This window comes from Cyclobacterium roseum (genome assembly GCF_010119225.1).
Lineage (GTDB): Bacteria > Bacteroidota > Bacteroidia > Cytophagales > Cyclobacteriaceae > Cyclobacterium > Cyclobacterium roseum.
In genome coordinates this window covers 13424-32941 of record NZ_WNKF01000021.1, presented here as the reverse complement: position 1 = coordinate 32941, position 19518 = coordinate 13424, and the positions used below count along the sequence as shown (strand labels likewise).

At 45.1% G+C, this 19518-nt stretch carries 16 protein-coding genes; 6 read left to right on the top strand and 10 right to left on the bottom strand.

Annotated elements, in window-relative coordinates:
• Positions 1-1413: a putative oxidoreductase C-terminal domain-containing protein gene (locus GJQ68_RS20720; protein WP_162419183.1), complete on the bottom strand. Its 1413-nt coding sequence runs from the start codon at positions 1411-1413 to the stop codon at positions 1-3.
• Positions 1414-1672: 259 nt separating this feature from the next.
• Here GJQ68_RS20720 and GJQ68_RS20715 point away from each other — a divergent pair, with 259 nt between their 5' ends.
• Positions 1673-2737: a LacI family DNA-binding transcriptional regulator gene (locus GJQ68_RS20715; protein WP_162419182.1), complete on the top strand. Its 1065-nt coding sequence runs from the start codon at positions 1673-1675 to the stop codon at positions 2735-2737.
• 3 nt (positions 2738-2740) lie between these two features.
• Complete coding sequence (locus GJQ68_RS20710; protein ID WP_162419181.1) at positions 2741-4150, top strand: tagaturonate reductase; 1410 nt, start codon at positions 2741-2743, stop codon at positions 4148-4150.
• Positions 4151-4221: 71 nt separating this feature from the next.
• On the opposite strand, the gene xylA is transcribed toward GJQ68_RS20710, so the two are convergent.
• Genes xylA through GJQ68_RS20695 form a run of 3 tightly spaced genes read right to left on the bottom strand, consistent with a single transcriptional unit; the run spans position 4222 to position 8731 of the window.
• Positions 4222-5535 carry a xylose isomerase gene (xylA, locus tag GJQ68_RS20705; protein WP_162419180.1) on the bottom strand — a complete coding sequence of 438 codons (1314 nt, stop codon included), beginning with the start codon at positions 5533-5535 and terminating at the stop codon, positions 4222-4224.
• A gap of 39 nt (positions 5536-5574) precedes the next feature.
• The gene (locus GJQ68_RS20700; protein ID WP_162419179.1) at positions 5575-7065 is read right to left on the bottom strand and encodes a xylulokinase; all 1491 of its coding nucleotides are present in this window, start codon (positions 7063-7065) and stop codon (positions 5575-5577) included.
• A 22-nt stretch (positions 7066-7087) separates the two neighbouring features.
• On the bottom strand, positions 7088-8731 hold the full coding sequence (locus GJQ68_RS20695; RefSeq protein ID WP_162419178.1) for a sodium/sugar symporter: 1644 nt from the start codon (positions 8729-8731) through the stop codon (positions 7088-7090).
• Between the two features lie 265 nt (positions 8732-8996).
• Between GJQ68_RS20695 and GJQ68_RS20690 the strand changes: the two genes are divergently transcribed.
• Positions 8997-10397, top strand: coding sequence for a transglutaminase-like domain-containing protein (locus GJQ68_RS20690; RefSeq protein WP_162419177.1), 1401 nt, complete (start codon positions 8997-8999; stop codon positions 10395-10397).
• 167 nt (positions 10398-10564) lie between these two features.
• Here the strand turns inward: GJQ68_RS20690 and GJQ68_RS20685 are convergent, their stop codons facing one another.
• Positions 10565-10762 carry a hypothetical protein gene (locus GJQ68_RS20685; protein WP_162419176.1) on the bottom strand — a complete coding sequence of 66 codons (198 nt, stop codon included), beginning with the start codon at positions 10760-10762 and terminating at the stop codon, positions 10565-10567.
• A gap of 192 nt (positions 10763-10954) precedes the next feature.
• On the opposite strand from GJQ68_RS20685, the gene GJQ68_RS20680 reads away from it, so the two are divergent.
• A complete protein-coding gene (locus tag GJQ68_RS20680) occupies positions 10955-11416 on the top strand; it encodes a hypothetical protein (protein WP_162419175.1) in 462 nt (153 codons plus the stop codon).
• A gap of 45 nt (positions 11417-11461) precedes the next feature.
• Here the strand turns inward: GJQ68_RS20680 and GJQ68_RS20675 are convergent, their stop codons facing one another.
• From GJQ68_RS20675 to GJQ68_RS20665, 3 genes are all read right to left on the bottom strand, one after another.
• Positions 11462-12145, bottom strand: coding sequence for a DUF2490 domain-containing protein (locus GJQ68_RS20675; RefSeq protein ID WP_162419174.1), 684 nt, complete (start codon positions 12143-12145; stop codon positions 11462-11464).
• On the bottom strand, positions 12145-12717 hold the full coding sequence (locus GJQ68_RS20670) for a hypothetical protein (RefSeq protein ID WP_162419173.1): 573 nt from the start codon (positions 12715-12717) through the stop codon (positions 12145-12147). Before GJQ68_RS20670 ends, GJQ68_RS20675 begins: the two co-directional genes overlap by 1 nt.
• A gap of 143 nt (positions 12718-12860) precedes the next feature.
• Positions 12861-14450 (bottom strand): M81 family metallopeptidase, encoded by a 1590-nt coding sequence (locus tag GJQ68_RS20665; RefSeq protein ID WP_162419172.1) that lies wholly within the window; start codon positions 14448-14450, stop codon positions 12861-12863.
• Between the two features lie 429 nt (positions 14451-14879).
• Here GJQ68_RS20665 and GJQ68_RS20660 point away from each other — a divergent pair, with 429 nt between their 5' ends.
• A complete protein-coding gene (locus GJQ68_RS20660) occupies positions 14880-15944 on the top strand; it encodes a serine hydrolase domain-containing protein (protein ID WP_162419171.1) in 1065 nt (354 codons plus the stop codon).
• 23 nt (positions 15945-15967) lie between these two features.
• On the opposite strand, the gene GJQ68_RS20655 is transcribed toward GJQ68_RS20660, so the two are convergent.
• Complete coding sequence (locus tag GJQ68_RS20655; protein ID WP_162419170.1) at positions 15968-17287, bottom strand: ABC1 kinase family protein; 1320 nt, start codon at positions 17285-17287, stop codon at positions 15968-15970.
• Positions 17288-17290: 3 nt separating this feature from the next.
• Entirely contained in the window at positions 17291-17947 is a 657-nt protein-coding gene (locus GJQ68_RS20650) for a TetR/AcrR family transcriptional regulator (protein WP_162419169.1), read from the bottom strand.
• 196 nt (positions 17948-18143) lie between these two features.
• On the opposite strand from GJQ68_RS20650, the gene GJQ68_RS20645 reads away from it, so the two are divergent.
• Positions 18144-19472 (top strand): S41 family peptidase, encoded by a 1329-nt coding sequence (locus GJQ68_RS20645; RefSeq protein WP_162419168.1) that lies wholly within the window; start codon positions 18144-18146, stop codon positions 19470-19472.
• Positions 19473-19518 lie beyond the last annotated feature (46 nt).

Here is a 19518-nt window from a genome sequence, read left to right as displayed (position 1 = left end):
TTATTGAGCCAATTCAAGCCCTCTGGTGGTGACATAGTATTTTGCCAGCATGTTAGGAACTTCCCAATCGGGCAATTTCCCCTCGGTGAGGTATTGGATGTACGCTTCCGTTACCTCCCTGAAATGATCTTCATGACTCGTCCTGAATGGCTGTGGAATGACTATTCGCCAGGAATTTTTCCCTTCTACCTTCACTACATCGAGCCCGCTGAACTTACCGGACAGGTTGCTGACCTGCTCCTGAACCGTCGTTTCAAATGCTTCCGGATCCACTCCTTCCACCGGTTCCAGATATAACTCAGGTGTGTAATTTTCTTCCGCATCCTGCCGGATCACCAGATTAGATTTGGTTCCTCTCATAATGGAATAATGGGTATCGGCAGACCCTTCGGGTGCGATGTAATTCCAGATTACAGATACCTTGGCATGAATTCCATTAATCTTATAGTTTATCTCCCCGTTTCCATACACTTTTAAGGTGTCGTTTTCTACCACCCCTTGCAAGTAATCCGGGTACGCGTCCAAACCTGTGGAACGTGAAAACTGTTCCATGCTCAGGTCCGTCGTCCATCTTCTGGCCTCAAGCATTTCAATATCGGTCTCATAATTAATAACCGTTTCGGGAAAACTTTCCCATTGTACTAAGTCTACCAGGTGGGTAGTTACGTCCACTATTCCATTTCCCTGCTGGCTCACGTCGTAAAACCAGGCGGGTCGAATCAGCGGCTTGCCGGAAACCTGCTTGTAAAAATGATGCACACTTTCTTTGGTGATCGCTGGGTCTTCCAGGCTTCCTTCCACCAAGGTGCCGAATACCTCCGGAATCATGGAAAATTCCCGTTGAAGAATGGTCGAAATTTCAAACCGTTCGGTCATAATATCATAGAGCAACACGTTGTTTTCACTGGCCGAGGCGAACGCTTCTTTGAGCAATTCAAACCCGGCAACATCAATGGCCATGGGCTTGTCTGCCAACACATGAAAACCAGCATCTACGGTCGCCTTGATATTTGCGGTCTTTTCCCGGTTATTACCGGCTGTCACCATTACATTTCCCTTCTTTTCCCGGATCATTTTTTCCAGGAAATCATCCCCCGTGTATACTTCCAATTGCCAATTGGTAGGGTTTTCTTCCCGGGTATTGTAACTTTCTATGGCTTGCAGGTAAGCCTCCAACTCCGGGCCGCCTGGGGCGTAAACATGTACTTTTGGATCGACCTGCTCGTACATGGATTTTTTTACCAGGTGGGCATGAAAATGTCCCGGGTCTAAGGTTAATAACTTGATTTCGTTTTCTTCTCCGTTAAAGGTGGTTTTCACTTCTTCTTCCACATTTTTTTCGTTGGAACATGAGAGGGATAAAAGTAAAATTGAGGCTGCAACAGGTGACCAAAATTTACTATTGAATTTCATAAGTGTATTTTTAAATATTAAAGTTTAATGAGATTAAATTAATTATCACAGTACTTTCTATGGTACTCACGGCATAGGCACTTTCATTTCCTGAATAAGAATTAGGAAACGGTTTAATAAAGGATTAAATATAAAGAATATAACAAAAGAATAAAACATATAATAGCGCAATCGATTGCATTTGCTGGATTATTTCCTTAATATTCATTTTAAACAGTCTCAGGGCTGTTTTGCTATTTTTGGTTTCCTGGACTTCCTAATGAAAAAAAAAGAAAAAATTACCATTCATGACATCGCCATGGAGGTGGGTGTCACTGCCTCTACCGTTTCACGGGCATTAAACAATCACCCCAGAATAAGTCCTGCTACAAAAAAAATGGTTTTGGAAGCTGCCAGGGCGATCAATTACAAGCCCAATCGAATTGCCGCGGCCCTCCGACACGGAAAAAGCAAGCTTATTGGCATTATTGTTCCAACCATCAACCGGAATTTTTTCTCCTCCATCGTCCGTGGAATAGAAGAATATGCCAATGCCCGGGATTACAAAGTCATGATCAGCCAATCGTATGATGATTATAAAAAAGAGGTTGAAACGATCGATGCCCTGTTAGATGCCCGGGTGGATGGGATCATGGTTTCCCTGGGAAAAAACACGCATTCATTTGCGCATTTTGAGTCCGTCATTCAAAAAGGGATTCCATTGGTATTTTTTGACAGAACCACGGACGAACTGGAAGTGAATCAAGTAATAATCGACGACTATGCCGCTGCCTATCAAGCTACCAACCATCTGATTCGACAGGGATACTGCCACATTGCTCATTTTACCAGCCATATGAAAATAAAAATTTACCAGGAAAGGTTACGCGGATATACGCAAGCATTGCTGGATAATGGTATACATTTTGATGCCAAGATGGTAGTAGAAAGCAACATGCAACTGGATGGGGGGAGGAATAGTGCGCGATTTCTATTGGATCAGAGTTTTGGGTTTGATGCCATCTTTTCGGCAAGTGATTACGCCATTGTGGGTGCCCTGCAGGAATTGAAAAAAAATCAGGTAAGGATTCCACAAGAAGTGGGGCTGATTGGTTTCAGCAATGAACCCTTTACGGAGTTTACTGAACCTGCGCTGAGCACAGTCGATCAGAAAGCCATTTCCATCGGCGAAAATACAGCCGCCCTGTTTTTTGAAATGATCAACGGAGATTCCAGACCAAAACCCAGGATTAAAAAAGTCCTGGACGCGAACCTGATCATTCGTACCTCCTCCAGCAGAATTCCAAATATCCAACTTAATACTAACTCAACTAATCCTGAATAATTTATGAAACCTTTACACAGAAAAAACATTCCCTCCGACCAAAGCAGACCGTTAAAAATAGTCCAGTTTGGTACCGGAAATTTTTTGAGGGGATTCGCCGATTGGATGGTGGACCTGCTGAATGAGAAAACGGATTTTAATGGTGACATTCAAATGGTACAGGTACACAGTCGCCAACCGGCCGCCGGGATCAATGCCCAGGGTGGCCTGTATCACCTGCTTACAAGGGGCTTCCAAAAAGGCCAAACCGTCGAAGAAGACCGGTTGATTCAATGCGTCAGGGGGGCTATTAACCCTTATATCGATTACCCCGCATTTTTGGCGTTGGGTAACGAGCCGGAATTGGAGTTTGTCTTTTCCAATACTACCGAAGCTGGGATTTATTTTGAAGAAAAAGACATGGACCGCACGCTGACCCCCGATGCTTTTCCCGGAAAACTGGCAGCAATGCTCTACCAGCGTTTTACTCATTTTAACGGAGACCCTGAGAAAGGACTGGTAATCCTTCCTTGTGAACTGGTGGAATCCAACGGAGATAAACTCAAAGAAAACGTCCTCAGGTATGCCAATCTTTGGAACCTTCCCGGTTCTTTTGAAGATTGGCTGGTGAAGTATAATTCTTTTTGCAATACCTTGGTGGATCGTATCGTGCCCGGATTCCCGGTAGAGACAGCCCCAAAAATCCAGCAGCAACTTGGGTTTAGAGACGAGCAGCTGGTTATAGCCGAGCCATTTCACTTTTGGGCCATAGAAGGACCCGAATGGCTTCCAGAGGCTTTTCCGGTAGCGAAACTGGGACTGAATGTGAAATTTGTAGACGATTTAAGTCCTTTCCGCACACGGAAAGTAAGGATATTAAACGGTGCCCATACCAGTATGGTACCGGTAGCTTATCTAAATGGACAGCGTTTAGTCAAGGAAGCGATGGACGACTCCGAAACCAGTGAATTTGTGGAGAAAACCATTTTTGAAGAAATCATCCCTTCCATGGATTTGTCTCCCGAACTGTTAGAACCTTTTGCTGCCGATGTGCTGGATCGATTCAGAAATCCGTTTATCAAACACAAGCTGATGGACATATCCTTGAATTCCATCGCCAAATGGAAGGTACGGGTGCTCCCCTCGCTGTTGGAGTATATCCAAAAAAAGGATCGGTTGCCTTCGAACCTGTGTAAAGCCTTTGCTGCACTGCTGGTTTTCTACCGGGGTCATTACAAAGGAGAACCCATTCCCCTGCGGGATAAGGAGGAAAACCTGCATTATTTCGATCAATTATGGAAGATCAAAACGACGGAAGACCTGGTTGGCAGTGTACTTTCCAGAATTGATTTTTGGGACGAGGACCTGAATCTGGTTCCAGGGCTCAGCGAAGTCCTGATCAAGGAAATAAATGCCTTGCTAGCCCAGGAATAAAGGACAACCAAAAACGGCTTCTCATCTAAAGAAGCCGTTTTTGGTTTTACTATTTATATGGTTTTTACGTATTATATGTACTGATTGAGGATATTTTCGTACATCTCTTGTTTCCCACTGATCATCTCTGGCTCACCGATTTCCAATGCATGGGATCTCAGATCTTCCAGACTGAGTTTTCCTTCTTCAAAATCCTTTCCCTTACCACCGTCGTAGGAAGCATACCTTCTTTTGCGGAGCAATTGATAATCGGATTTTTCCATGATATCAGTGGCAATGAGTAAACTTCTGGCAAATGCATCCATGCTTCCTACATGGGCGTGAACCAGATCGTCCAGGTCGGTGGAATTTCGCCTGATTTTGGCATCAAAATTTACCCCTCCGGTAGTGAATCCAGGCCCCTGTAACAATACCAGCATGGCTTCGGTCAGTTCCTGAAGATTGATGGCAAACTGGTCGGTGTCCCATCCATTTTGATAATCTCCCCTGTTGGCATCTATGCTGCCCAACAAACCGGCATCCTGAGCAACTTGCAACTCATGCTGAAAGGTGTGTCCAGCCAGGGTGGCATGATTCACTTCAAGGTTTAATTTGAAATCTTTATCCAGTCCGTAGTGCCTCAAAAATCCTACGACTGTTGCTGCATCGTAGTCGTATTGATGCTTGGTGGGCTCCATGGGCTTTGGTTCGATCAGGAATGTACCCTTAAATCCTTGCTTTCTGCCATAATCCCTTGCCATGCTGAGGAATTGTGCCAGGTGCTCTGTTTCCCGCTTCATATCGGTATTCAGAAGGGACATGTACCCTTCTCTTCCTCCCCAGAAAACGTAATTCTCGCCGCCAAGAGCGATGGTGGCATCAATGGCATTTTTGACCTGCGTGGCCGCCCTGGTCAAAACGTTGAAATCAGGATTGGTAGCAGCACCGTTCATGTAGCGGGGGTTGCTAAACACATTGGCCGTACCCCAAAGCAGTTTGATGCCTGTCTCCTGCTGCTTTTGTTTTGCATATTCCACTATGGCCTGCATGTGCTTTTCATAGGTAGCAATATCTTCCCCTTCATCTATCAAATCCACATCGTGAAAACAATAAAAAGGAGCACCTATTTTACTGATGAACTCAAAGGCAGCGTCCATTTTATCCTTTGCTCGCTGAATCGGGTCAGATGCTTTGTCCCATTCCCGCACCAGGGTGCCCGGACCAAAAGGATCGTTTCCTGTGCCGCAGAAGCTATGCCAATAAGCAATCGCAAACCGAAAGTGGTCTTTCATGGTTTTTCCTTGAATGATCCGGTTTTCGTCATAAAACCGGAAAGCCAGCGGATTTTTAGAATCCCGCCCCTCAAATTTGATTTTACCGATAGTTGGGAAATATGATTTTGACATGGTAATCGATTAGTTAAGGTATTTACAATTGTAATTAATTTATTTCACTTGATTGAGGTTGCTTTCCCATTGCTGGTAGACATCCTGGTAAGCCTTGATTTTTTCCATCTCCGGATCCAATACCTGAATTCGCTCCAGTCCCTCAAAAGCTTCTCTCGGACCGGCGTAAATTCCGGCTCCAATACCTGCTCCCCTTGCGGCCCCCTGGGCTCCATCGGTATCGTACAATTCCAAGGAAACCTCATTCATATTCACAAAAGCTTCCCTAAAAAGGGGGCTCAAAAACATGTTGGCTTTCCCTGCTTTCACCGTTTTTAGGTTGAGCCCCATGTCTTTCATGATTTGAAACCCATAGGTAAGGGCGGATACGATTCCTTCTTGCCCGGCACGCAGCACATGTCTGTGGTCATGCTTCAGTAAATTTAGCCGGGACAGATGCGCCCCCACCTGTTGGTTCTGCATGATTCGTTCTGCCCCGTTACCAAAAGGAATGAAACTCAAGCCTTCCGAACCAATGGGGACCTCTGCTGCAAGTTGGTTCATTTGCTCGTAGCTGTATTGGCTTCCTCCCAAGAGCTTTTTAAGCCAACTATTCAAAATACCGGTTCCGTTGACACATAGTAACACTCCGTACCGGGGATCATCAGACCGGTGATTCACATGAACAAAGGTGTTTACCCTGGAATGGGGATCAAATACCGGACGAGAGCTGACCCCATACACGGTTCCCGAGGTTCCTGCTGTCGTCGCCAATTCACCTTCTTCCAGCACATTTAACGAAAAGGCATTATTCGGCTGATCGCCGGCCCGGTAGGTGACCGGAATGCCCGGCTCCAGCCCTAATTCACGGGCAGCGGATTCCGACACCTTCCCTTGGATTCCAAAGGAAGGAACGGCCTCTGGCAAAAGCGATTTATCAATTCCGTAGTGGCTCAACAGCTGGCCTGAAACATCGTTTTCTATGAAATCCCAGAACACGCCCTCCGATAATCCGGTTTCGGAGGTTAGGATTTCATTGGTGAGCTTCATGGCAATGAAGTCTCCCGGAAGCATTATTTTGTGGATGTTGGAATACGCTGCCGGTTCGTTCTCTTTCACCCACTTGAGCTTGGACGCGGTGAAATTTCCTGGGGAATTCAACAGGTGCTTCAAGCAGTAATCCTCTCCCATTTCCTGAAAAGCCTTTCTTCCAATCGCTACGGCCCTACTGTCGCACCAGATAATGGCGGGACGGATCACTGAAAAGTTTTTATCCACCAACACCAGACCGTGCATCTGGTAGGAAATACCGATTCCTTTCATTTCGCCTGTTTTTACATCGGCTTTTCGGAGTACTTCCTGGGTCGTAGCCCGAATGTATTTCCACCAAAGCTCCGGATCCTGTTCGGCCATGTCCGGCTGAGGTGCATCGATGTTCATTTCTTCTTTGGGTAATCCTTCTGAAGCCACCACTTTGCCAGAATCCGCATCCAGCAGGGTAGTTTTAACCGAAGAACTTCCCACGTCATATCCAATCAGTAGTCGTCTCATGAAAGTGTATACTTTTTTTGAATTACCAGAATACTATGTAGAGGGCAGCAATGATTCCCGAAATTAAAATGGCACCGATCTTAAATTTTGTACTGGTAACAAAAAGATCTTTTGTGATTTCAATTCCCTTCGGATGGTCTTTGCCTTTGCCTTCAAACAAACTGATTCCGATAATCAAAGCGGAAATGATAAGGAAAACCACCCCCATCCGGTCGATAAAGGGAAGGCTCGGAGTCAGGAATTTGAAGGCTGTCGATAGCGGAATTGTCAATGCTGCAGCCGTAAGTGCGGCATTGGAAGTAGTTTTTTTCCAGAAAAAACCAAAAATGAAGATGGCAAATACGCCGGGAGAAACAAATCCCGTGTATTCCTGAATGTACTGAAACGCCTGGTCCAATTCGCTCAATGCCGGTGCGACGATGGCTGCAACAATAAAAGCAACAATTGCGGTAATTCTTCCTACCCGCACTTGCTTATTTTCCGAGGCTTTTTCATCTAAAAAGGTCTTATAGATATCCAGGGTAAATATCGTTGAAGTACTATTGGCCATGGAAGCGAGCGATGACACGATGGCAGCCGTCAACGCTGCAAAAGCAAGTCCCTTCAACCCTGAAGGCAAGAGTTGTAGCAAGGTAGGATACGCCCGGTCCGATTTTATAATACCCGAATCCGGATCGGTCATGGATTCTATGAAAGTAGCATCTAAGCCCTGATTGACGATAACAAAGGCAGCAATACCCGGGATTACCACAATCAGTGGCATCAATAATTTCAAGAATCCGGCGAAAACCATTCCTTTTTGCGCTTCATTAAGCGATTTGGCTGCGAGTGCCCGCTGGGTAATGTATTGGTTAAACCCCCAGTAATTTAGATTAATAACCCACATACCCCCAATGAGAACACTGATACCGGGAAGGTCCATATACGCATCTCTTTCTCCTCCAGAACCATCCGGAATCATCATTTCACCTTCATTAATGATCATTTGAAAGTGGGAGGGGGCCTCCTGAAGCAGGGATGCAAAACCTGCCAGTACATCGCCTGATCCCACAATGGACAAGGCCAGGTAGGTAGTTGCCAGACCACCCAAGATCAAAAAGAAAACCTGAACCACATCTGTCCAGGCCACTGCCTTTAATCCCCCATAGATGGAATATAGCATGGCAAATACGGCAAGGCCGGCAATTCCGTATACCAGCGGGACACCCAGGATGGTTTCCAGGCTTAGAGCTCCCAGGTAAAGCACGGAGGTCAGGTTTACAAAAACATACACCAAAAGCCAAAAGACGGCCATGACCGTTCTTACCCGGGAATCATATCGGCGCAGCAGAAACTGCGGCATGGTGCTGATGCCTTCTTTGAGGTAAATCGGTAAAAAGAAAATGGCGACGATTATCAGCGTGGCAGCTGCCATCCACTCGTAGGTAGATATTGCGAGCCCAAGCGCAAATCCAGATCCTGACATGCCAATAAACTGCTCTGCAGAGATATTGGAAGCGATCAGGGAAGCGCCCACCGCCCACCAGGGCAATGCTTTACTGGCTAGAAAATAATCGTTTGAATTTTTAATGTGTCCCTTTTTCTCCCGGGATACCAGGTATCCCATCAGGAGAATTAATAAACAGTAACCTATAAAGATAATGAGGTCTAAGGCGGTGAAATTCATGAACAAATGGATTAATGGGTTTGGTCTTTTGTCAATTCACTTGGCACTGTACAGAAAATTAAAGGTGCAATATAGTCAAATAAGGTTTTTATAAAATTAAAATCACCCAGAAAGTAAATCCTGCCGGAAAAGAACACCGCTACCGAATAACGGCAATCGTCCTGGTGAGCGATTCGCTACGAGGGTTTTGCACGTCTGGCCCTTGATACTTATGGGATAAACAGTATCTTTGAAATGTATAAAATCAACCAACGTAACTTAAACCATGAATCGCAACCAACTGATCCTTCGCACTGCTATCCTATCCTTCCATTCCCTTTCCCGCTTGCTAATAATTATTTTGGGACTTGCCTTTTGGGTTTCCTGCCAATCGGCTCAAAAGCAGGAGGACACCTCCATTCCATCTGCTGAAACTCCTGCACAACCCAAAGTAGCCATTGATGATATTGAGGCAGGGATCAAAGCCTATATTGATGCCAAAACCGAACAAAACGAGGGGTATTTTTTGGTAAAGGACGACGATAAACTGCTGCGATTGCGCTTGGTCCGGGTACACACGGAATACCTGTCTAATCTGGGTCCCAACAGCCATTTTGCCTGCGTGGACCTGGCAGATATCAATGGAGATGTCTACGACGTTGATTTTTTTCTGGAAGGCAAACCCGGGGCCATGGATGTGACCCAAACCACCGTGCATAAATTAAACGGAAAGCCTTTTTACAGCTGGAAACAACGGGAGGATAAAACCTGGTTTCGTTTACCCATGGAAGAAGCTACGAATGAACTCATGGGCGTGATCGAAGGTCAGGACCAGTTTCGGTTTCATTACAAAGCCACCGTCCCCAGCCTGGAGGTCCCTGCAAAAATGTGGATCCCAATAGCTGTCAGCGATCCCTTTCAAACGGTAGAACTCGAATCCATGGAAGTCCCCGGCACCCATCGTATGATCAAGGATGAAAAAAATTCCAACACCATTCTCTATATGGAACTGGCTCCCGACCATAGCGGTGACGAAATCGAGTTGACGTACAAGGTAACCCGAAAAGAAAAGGGGCCTTATGAAGATGGAGGGAATGTAGACGACCGCTACCTTGCTTCCAACAGGCTCATGCCAGTAGACAGAAGGTTTCGTGAAATCGCTTTGGAGGCCATTGGGGAGAAAAGAAACGACAGCCAGTTGATGAAGGCAAGAGCTATCTACGACTATATTATAGACAATATGCGCTATGCCAAATCAGGGGAATATGGCAAGGGTGATGCGGTTTACGCCTGCGATACCAAGACCGGCAATTGCACCGAATTTCATTCTCTGTTTATTTCACTGGCGCGCTCGGTAGGCATTCCTGCCCGCTTTTCAATCGGTGCAGCCATTCCCTCCGACCGCAACGAAGGCGGAATAGACGGGTACCATTGCTGGGCTGAATTTCATGCAGAGGGAAAATGGTGGCCACTGGATATTAGCGAAGGGAACAAGTATACCGCCCTTGCCACCTACTATTTTGGAAGGCATCCCGCCAACCGTATTGAATTTAGCAGAGGCAGGGATTTGGAGCTGAATCCGGGACCTTCCTCAGGGCCCATAAATTTTCTAGCCTATCCGCTTCTTGAAATTGGCGGTCAGCCAGCGGTAGCCCAATCTTCCTTTTCATTTACAAGGATCCTTTAATCCCTTATGGGGTTGAAATAAAAAACGAAGTGTTAAAACACAACCGATCTATTTAAAAAATAAAGCGATCAGAAGGTATTCTGATCGCTTTATTTCATCGAATCGTCTTGTACTTCAACACTTCGTTTTAGCCCTTGATTAAAAGGGGAAGCATTTCTTACTGCCGATTATTCAGGATGCTCATCCCCACCTTCCGGATGTTCAGCGTCTCCCTCAGGATGCTCGCCTTCTGCTTCCGGATGGTCTGCAGCTTGCTCGGTATCATCTGTTTTCTTGTTTCCACAGGAAGTAACGGTGGCAGAAAAGAAGAATCCCATAAGCAACATTAGTAGTGCGATGGATTTAATACTTTGTAAGAATTTCATCGTTTATTCGGTTAATGGTTATACACATTGGTAAAGATACACTTTTTGTAAAAACTTCCAAGACACCGGTACGGGGTAACAATATCAGCATCACCGGGTATTTGGACTACAGGGATTTTGTGCGTATTTTAAGATCTTCAATTGAAAATTTTTCAATTCAATACCTACTATTTTAAAACCATAACCCAAAACATGGAAAAATTAGCCTATAAAAAGAAGGTGATGGAGCAAGCCATCATTACTCAGGAAGCACTGGTAGCTGATTTTAGAAACCGCATCAAAGAACTGAGAGATGGGGAGCAACAGACACAGGATCAGCCGTTTGAATACGATCAACAAGGACAGGAAGATGAGAGTGCCATCGTAATCAATCGCATGGCGGATGAGTTAAATTTTGTCATTGAGGAATTGGATTTTCTGAAACAGATGAAAACTGCCGCCAACCTTTTCGAGGAAGTAACCCTGGGAGCAATAGTCAAAACCGATAAAATGACATTTTTCCCAAGTGTAAGTATTGAAAATTTTGAAGTGGATGGCGAGAATCTTTTTGGTATATCGCGAAAGGCGCCCATCTATGCAGAAATGGAAGGAAAAAAGAAAGGGGATTCCTTTTCTATGAATGACCGGACCTATACGATTTTGGATGTGTATTAAAAACTAATTTAATAATATATTTCAATTCTGGCAGGTAGAGTATGCCTATAAACTGAGGTACCATCCAAACTTAAACCAGGTCCGTTGTCTGAAGGCGGCATCAAAAAACCGATCGGTCCGATAATCGATTCCGGCCTGAAATTTTTGTTTTCCTTTAGATAGATGACCTAATGCAGCTACTAATCTGTTTTCCAGGCCACTCTCTCCCGATTGAAGGCTGTAAATGGGTTCATCGCTAACGACCAGATAAAATTCACCCGGATCAAGACTTTGGCCCTCTAGGGGTATTTCAATGGAGACCTGATACCTGAACCTGTATTCTATCGGATCATCCGGCGCAAAAGTCTGATCAGTACGGAACCGGTGTGCCATTTGATAAGTACCTTTTCTTTGCAAAAAGGAGATTTGTTGAATGGCCCGGTGGCTGTTGTCGCTTCCGGACTCCAGGCGATATTGATAACCACCCGTGATCGCTACAAACGGATTTAGGGATTTGCCGATGAATCCCTGAAAATCGGTTTGGTTGTGGTAGTATCTCCAATCTGCCTGTTCGTGCGCTACCTTGTCCACCATTCCAAGCTGACTTTCTATTTTTCCTGTAATTTTAAGATTTTCTGCAGCACTAAATCCAAGTTGAAATTCCGGAAATAGCCCGAAATTTGTTATCCTCCCCTGCCCCATCAACTCCATCGGCAGGGCCAATAAAATGATCCAAACAATTCTTATCATTAAAAAAATAAATTATCTGCCGGTGGAATAATTATGACTCTTTTATCTATTAAATGGCCGTCCTTGTCAAAAGTACCTTCCCATAAATTCTTACCATCATCTCCCTCTCCATAATATTCTATTTCATACCTGCTTAGGATTCCCTCCATTTCATCTTCATCGATGAGATCTTCCAGATCATCAGGGGAACCACTGAATTGCAACTGAATTTTTTCAATCCTCCATTTACGGTAATTTTCATCAAAATAGGCCTGCAGGTTTTCCCTCAGGCTATCCAATAAGTCTTCCCAATTTTTTTGTATTTCAATGTCTTCCACTTTTCCCGAAAGGTCAAACTCCACACTGTAATCTGCTTCCTCCCAATTAAATTTGGCCTCATAACTACTTTTTCCCGAGGTTTCTTCCCTAAACCACTTTACTCTTTTACGACCTTCAAAAGCATCGTTTAACCATTCCCTTGCCTCTCTGGGTGCTTCCTTCTCTTTCACACGATACTCGCGCTCTATCTTTTCCTGCCCAAAAGCAGCAATGGGAATCCATACGAAGAAAATACAAACAATTCTCCAAACCATTTTTAAATGAGTTTTACAACTAAAGGGCATATCAAACCATATGCCATGATTTTTGAACACTGCGTATCTGACGTAAGGATAGGAATACCGTTTTCCAGAGTGTTCAATGAGTTGAAATACGCAGAACCATGTTCCCTTCCAACTCAATATTCATGAGACAGGGGAACTAATCGGGCACTTAGGTCCGGGGTTTCCATGTCTTTATCGAAGGGAAACATGGGCCGGTTTATCCGCTTAAATTCCAGCCGCTCCAAATCCTGATCCACCCCTCCGGGAGTTAGGGCCATGATCCAATCGGCCCGCATATCATACAATTCGGGCACCAGGTAGCCAATTTTCACTACTACGATATCCGTTTCCCGTGGGTTTAGGCCCAGGTTGGTAAAATCCCGCTCTCTATGGTATGGTTTTCGTTTTTTGGTGACAATCACCTGAACGCTTCCAACTGCTACCACTACCTCTGTCTCTGCATTTCGATCCCCGTGCTCGATGGCCTTAACGGTGCCCGTCAAGGTTAGGGGCGGTGAAAACCGGTCGTCTACTGCAGCACCGGCTTTGGCGGATACCTCTCCTCCCACTCCGGCGGCTATGGCTGCTTCTACCAATTCAGGACCAGGAAGAGAAGCATATATTAATGAAGGGCCGTCCGGGGATTGGAACTCCGGCCTGGCCAATATCTCTCTAAGGGTCCAGGTAACGTCTCCGGCACCTCCGGCAGTGGGGTTATCTCCCATATCACTAATCATAAATGGCTTTTTGTCACTGGCAATAGCCATATCCAGACTTTCCTGTAAACTGGCAGTTGGCGCGATAAAGTCAAATTCAAATCTTTTATCCCAAAAACGTTGCGCCAGCTCTTCCGCCGTTTCCGTCACTTTGGATTCATCATCTCCTGTCACCATGACCACTGCATGGTTTCTCGGCTCATCAGCCCAGGCATAACCAACCCAGATAGCAGCATCTGTTACCCCCTCCTGCTCAGCAGCAGGATACACCTCCGCATAAAGGCTTTTTCCAGGATCCACCCGGGTACTGGTTTTTTCGCCAGGAAGCAAAATGGGAACGGGTATCCAGGCCTTGTAAGCGGGCTTTCCCGCGCCAGATTCCAGCCGTTCTAACAAATTGTCCATTGCTCTTTTTTTGGATTCCAAGGCATCTTCGTGCGGAGCCATTCGGTAACAGGTAATCAAATCTGAATGGGCTGCGAGACGCCAGGAAACGTTTCCATGCAGGTCCATGGAAGTGGAAATAAGGGTTTCTTCCCCTACTACCTCACGAACCCGATTGATAAAATCTCCTTCCGGATCATCCAAACCTACCACGCTCATGGCACCGTGAATATCAAAAAACAAGCCATCGTAAGGTAGGTTTTCTTTCAACCTGTCCAGGGTCTCTCCTACAAGGGATTCGTACGCTTCCCGCGAAACGATGCCCCCAGGAATGGAATGTCCACGCAAGGTGGGAAACCAATTTGCCCTGGAACGATTCAGAGAGTCTTCATGCATAAAGGGGTAATAATCAAATATTTCCGCGCCTCTTCGGGCAAGAAAGGCTTCCTCCTCCGTCACCGCAGGAGAAAAAGTACTCGATTCTATGGCCAATCCCGCTATCGCAACGCGAGGCAAATTTCCCGACTCATTTTCGGTGTTTTCAGTATTGTTGTTACAAGCAATTAGCAACAGGGTAATCAGGGCACAGGACAGCCCGGATAGAAGGAGATGCTTCGAAATCATAAATCAATTAGTTAGTTGAAATTTAAAAACGCAATCGCTGAGCTACTTTGGGGTGCAAGTCAAATAAAGGTAATTTCTCGGACAACTCCAGGAATTACCAGGTATTTTAAGATTTATGGATGGCTCAATTTATCCAAAATTTGCCGGAGTATTTGGTTTTGCTCCTCTTTAAGGTCGTTATGCCTTTTGGCCCATTTGAAAACAACAATAAAAATTACAACTAAAAGGATGGTGTAAAATGCGGAGAAAAAAAGCATGGTTGGCAGAAATTTAGTACGACTTTTATTGAGCTTTTAAACTACCTGTAAAAGGCTGTTTACATATTATTTATGCAATCTAAGGAAAGTAACTGGCTTTTTATGCCATTTTCTGGTTAAATTAAACCATCAAACTACAAATTACTTTTCCTGGTAACTCAACGTTTTGAACATGCTTTTAAGTGATCAAGATTCCCCTATTTTTAAACAATGGCAAAACCGGTTAGATCGGTTTTGTAAACGGGAAAAATTACCTGGAGTCATCCTCTCCCTGTATCAGGAAAAACAAGAACCCCTGGCCTGGAGTGGCGCCTCTGGAGTTCTCTCCGCAGAACAACCCTACTTCATCAGCAGCGTGGCAAAACTTCACTTAATGGCTTTGCTGGTGAAATTAAAAGTGAGGGGAAAGGTTGAACTGGACAATTCCATGGTTCATTTTCTCCCGGAAAAAGAATATTCGGGGTTATCCGTAATCCGGGATCAGGATTACACCTCTGATATTACCCTGAAACACCTGCTTTCCCACCTTTCAGGATTGCCCGATTACATGGAGTACCCATTCCAGGGAACAAAAAGTCTGAGAGAGGAGCTTCTTGCCGGAAATGACCAATCCTGGACATTCAAAGAGCTAATTAAAGCCGTCAGGAGATTAAAACCGGTTTTCAGACCAGGTAATTCCAAGAAAATTCATTATGCAGATACCAATTATCAACTGCTTGGAAAGGTGATAGAAAAGGTTACCGGCCAACGTTTAAAACAGTCCCTGGAAGAATTTCAAACCCAACCCCTTGGCTTAAGGGAAACCTATGTCTACTCCGATCTCTATGACCGTACTCCGGCACCCTTTTACCATGATGGCAAAGAACTGCACATTCCGCGCGCCATGACCTCTTTTGGCCCTGCAGGCGGAATGGTCAGCACCGCCAGGGATAGCATGCGATTTATGAAGGCACAATTTCACGGTCAGCTATTTCCGCTAACAGAACTGGAAGCCATTCAGAAATGGATCCCAATGGGACCGTCCCTTTCCTACGGCCTCGGAATTGCCCGGTATCAGAAAAGCAGGTACGGATTTACAGGAGCAAAGCTTCCTGAAATGATCGGGCACACCGGTATGTCAGGTGCTTTTGCGCTTTACGTACCGAAGCTTCACCTGATTCTAACCGGGACTGTGAGTCAATCAGACGATCCCATGCTTCCCTTCAAGCTGGCACATAAGTTTATTCAAACCCTGTAAAAATGCGGGTTCACCCCCAGCCTTCATTTTAACCAGTCTGGCTTGGTGGTATCAATTGAAGCTTGAAGCTGATTCAGTAAGTTGTACAAGCCGAAATAGGTTCTGTTGATGTACAGCCCGTGTCTTGAACCCCTTGCCTGTTTGGATTTTCGAAACATTTTATCGTTGGAGATTTTGTCTCCCAGGGCGAATATCTGCTGAAAATAACGATCGTCAGCAAAATCAAAACGATCTACGTGGAAAGGCTTTCCTAACAGGGAAATCATTTCCTTGAAGATGGATTTAAAATACTCCTTTTCTACTTCAGAATCTTTATCGCTGATAAATTCCAAATTGTAAAAGATTTGATTCAGTTCCTCTTCCCGGATTAACAAATCCTTTTTGATCAAGGAAAAATAACCCTGATAGAATTCCTCTGGTATTACTTTCACACAGCCAAAGTCAATTACCGCCAGTTTATTTTCTTCCTGAATGATGAAATTTCCCGGATGGGGATCGGCATGAACCTGCTTCAATTCGTGAACCTGGTGATGGTAAAAATTCCATAAGGCTTGCCCCACTTTATTTTTTGCAGCCTGGTCAGGTGCTGTCGCTAACCACTCTCTCAGGTGCAATCCTTCCATCCAGTCCATGGTGATAATCCGGGGACTGCTCAATTCCTCGTAATAATTGGGGAATTTCAGGTTTTCGATATGGGAACAAGCTGCCGAAATCTCTTTGCTTCTTCTCACTTCCAATTCGTAATCCGTTTCTTCCAGAAGCTTTTCTTCCACCTCTTCCATGTAATGATCCAGTTCCCGCTCGTTCATGTTGAGCAGGCGCAAGGCAAATGGCTTGACTAACTTCAGGTCCGATCGTACGCTCGATGCCACCCCGGGGTACTGAATTTTGACAGCAAATAGTTTCCCGTCTTTGGAGGCCCGATGCACCTGGCCAATGGAAGCCGCATTGACCGCCGAAGGAGTAAACGTGTCAAATAAGGTTTCCGGACCTGCTTTGAAATACTGGGCAAAGGTTTTCACCACCAGGGGATAAGATAGGGGTGGCGCGCTGTACTGGGCCATGGTAAATTTATCCTGGTAGGCCCTGGGCAGCATGTTTTTGTCCATTGCCATCATTTGCGCCACCTTCAATGCACTCCCTTTCAGTTCACTAAGGGAGTCGTAAATATCGGTGGCATTGTTCCGGTGAAGGTCATCCTTATTCATCGAAGGGTTCACTACCTTTTTGGCGTAGTGCTTCATGTAATTTCCGCCTACCCTGGCTCCGGTACTAATAAACTTAGCCGCCCGCTGCACTTTGGAAACGGGGATGTTCTGTTGTTCTTTTACTTTCTCTGTCATGGGTTACCTGGATTGGAATAGAAATTTGGCAAAATCTACGAAACTATCCACTGCGGACTTTCCCATGAGATCAAATGCCAGATTCACTGATTTTTCAATGGCTGCATCGGTCTTTTCGAAGGCTGGGGAATCGTCTTTAAGCCAAAACCGAAAAATAAACAGCACCTGCAGCCAAAGCGCTTCGTCATAGCGATCTGCCACATAAGGGCGATTAGCAATTTCTTCCGTCTCTTTTCCCTCCAAAATCAGTTCATTGACGAATTCTTTAAAGCGATGTTTAAATCCCTTTAATTCTACCGGAAAATTTCGATCTTTGAACACGTTCTGCCCGTAAACTGCCAAAAGGTAGGAACGACGACTTTTCATTTCTTCGATCCAGGTAAAATAGAATCCCAATAGTTTTTCCCGGGTACTGTAGGATTTATAGACCTCCTGGCTTTCAAGATTGGTAATAGTAGCTTCAAAAACACGCTCCCACACCGCTTTCTTGATGGCCTCAAAGTTGCTAAAATGATCGTAGAAGGATGCCTCCTGCATTTTTAACTCTTTGGTAAATTTAAAAACCGATGCCGGTTCTTTGCCGGTTTCCAACACATGATGGATGTAGGCATCGATTATTTTGTTTTTATCCGTTTTTTGTTCTTTTGATTTTTCTGTCATTGCTTTCTCTTTAATGAACTCCGAACAAACAACAACTAGAGGCAGGAAGTGGTTTGTAAAAAGGTGTAAATAATTTTTTATCATTGCCTTTTGAAAAGCCAGGGGAATTTTTTGGCAGTGCGGAATTGTTAGCATCCTGTACATCCATTTCGACTTTTTTCTCGTTAATCTTTGGTAGAAAGGGAAATTATAGGTTATGACATTGAAATTGAAAAACTATTTTATTGGCTTCTTACTGGTATTTTCATTCACCCTCACCTCGTGCAACGAGGATTTGGGAGAAACGCCTTCCAGCCAAAACCTGGTGAAAGAAGCCATTTTTGAGAGCATGAAGGAATGGTATTACTGGAATGATGAGCTGCCGGTGGCCATAAATCCCACCGAATACCGTAGCAACGATGATCTATTGTATGACTTAATGTACCTGCAACTGGATCGCTGGTCTTACCTTACCACCCGGGAAGCTTTTGACAGGGCTTTTACAGGCCAAAATGCAGGTCATGGATTTGGATTTGGATTGGGTGAAGATGGAAAATTGTATGTGTCCTTTGTTTATGAGGACTCACCGGCAGGACGAGATGGTTGGGAAAGGGGCTGGGAACTTACGAAGATCAATGGAAAGACCATCGAAGAATACCGAATAGGTAGCGGATATAACTTTGAATTAGGAGAGAATTCCCCGGGGGTCACGAATACCTTCACTTTCAAACTGCCCGATGGATCGACCACCACCCGCCAAAATACAAAAGCTGAATACCAGGCCAATTCTGTACTTTACCGGAATGTGATGGAAACTGGCGGCAAACGGGTAGGTTACTGGGTTTACAACAGTTTTAAAGTCAGCCCGGGGGTTAGTCCTAACCGAAGCGAGGAAGTAGAAGAAACCTTGTCCTATTTTGAAGACGAAGGGGTCGATGAGCTTATCTTGGATTTGAGGTATAATGGCGGTGGGTCGGTAGATGTGGCCGAACAAATCATGAATGCCTTGATCCCAGCGGCTGATGACGGAAAACTCATGTATACCAATGCGCTCAATCGGGATAAAAGCGATTTGAATGAAACCTTTCAATTCACTAAAACCGGTAGTTTGAACCTGAATCGCCTGGTGGTGATTACCTCCAGGGGTTCTGCCTCTGCCAGCGAGCTACTGATTAACTGTCTGAGCCCCTATATGGAGGTGGTATTGGTGGGTCAAAAAACCTATGGCAAACCGGTGGGATCTTTCCCCCTTTCTCAGTTTAATCAAGTACTATCGCAAAATGAAGTAGAACTGGTTCCAATCACCTTTGCCATTGCCAACGCAGAAGGAAATGCCGCTTACTACAATGGATTCCCAGTTACCATCCCCTCCGTAGACAACCCTGCTTTTAATTGGGGAGACACCCGGGAGGCAAATCTGGCCAGTGCCCTGACCTTTATTCAATATGGTAGTTCAGCGGTCGGTGCGCGGCAGAAAGTCGGCAAGGACCAGTGGCAAATGATCGATAACTTTTCCGGATTGGCCAAGGAATTTCCCGTATATTGAAGTTAGCTGCTTAGCTTTACCTACGTTAGAGAATCGCAAATCCCCC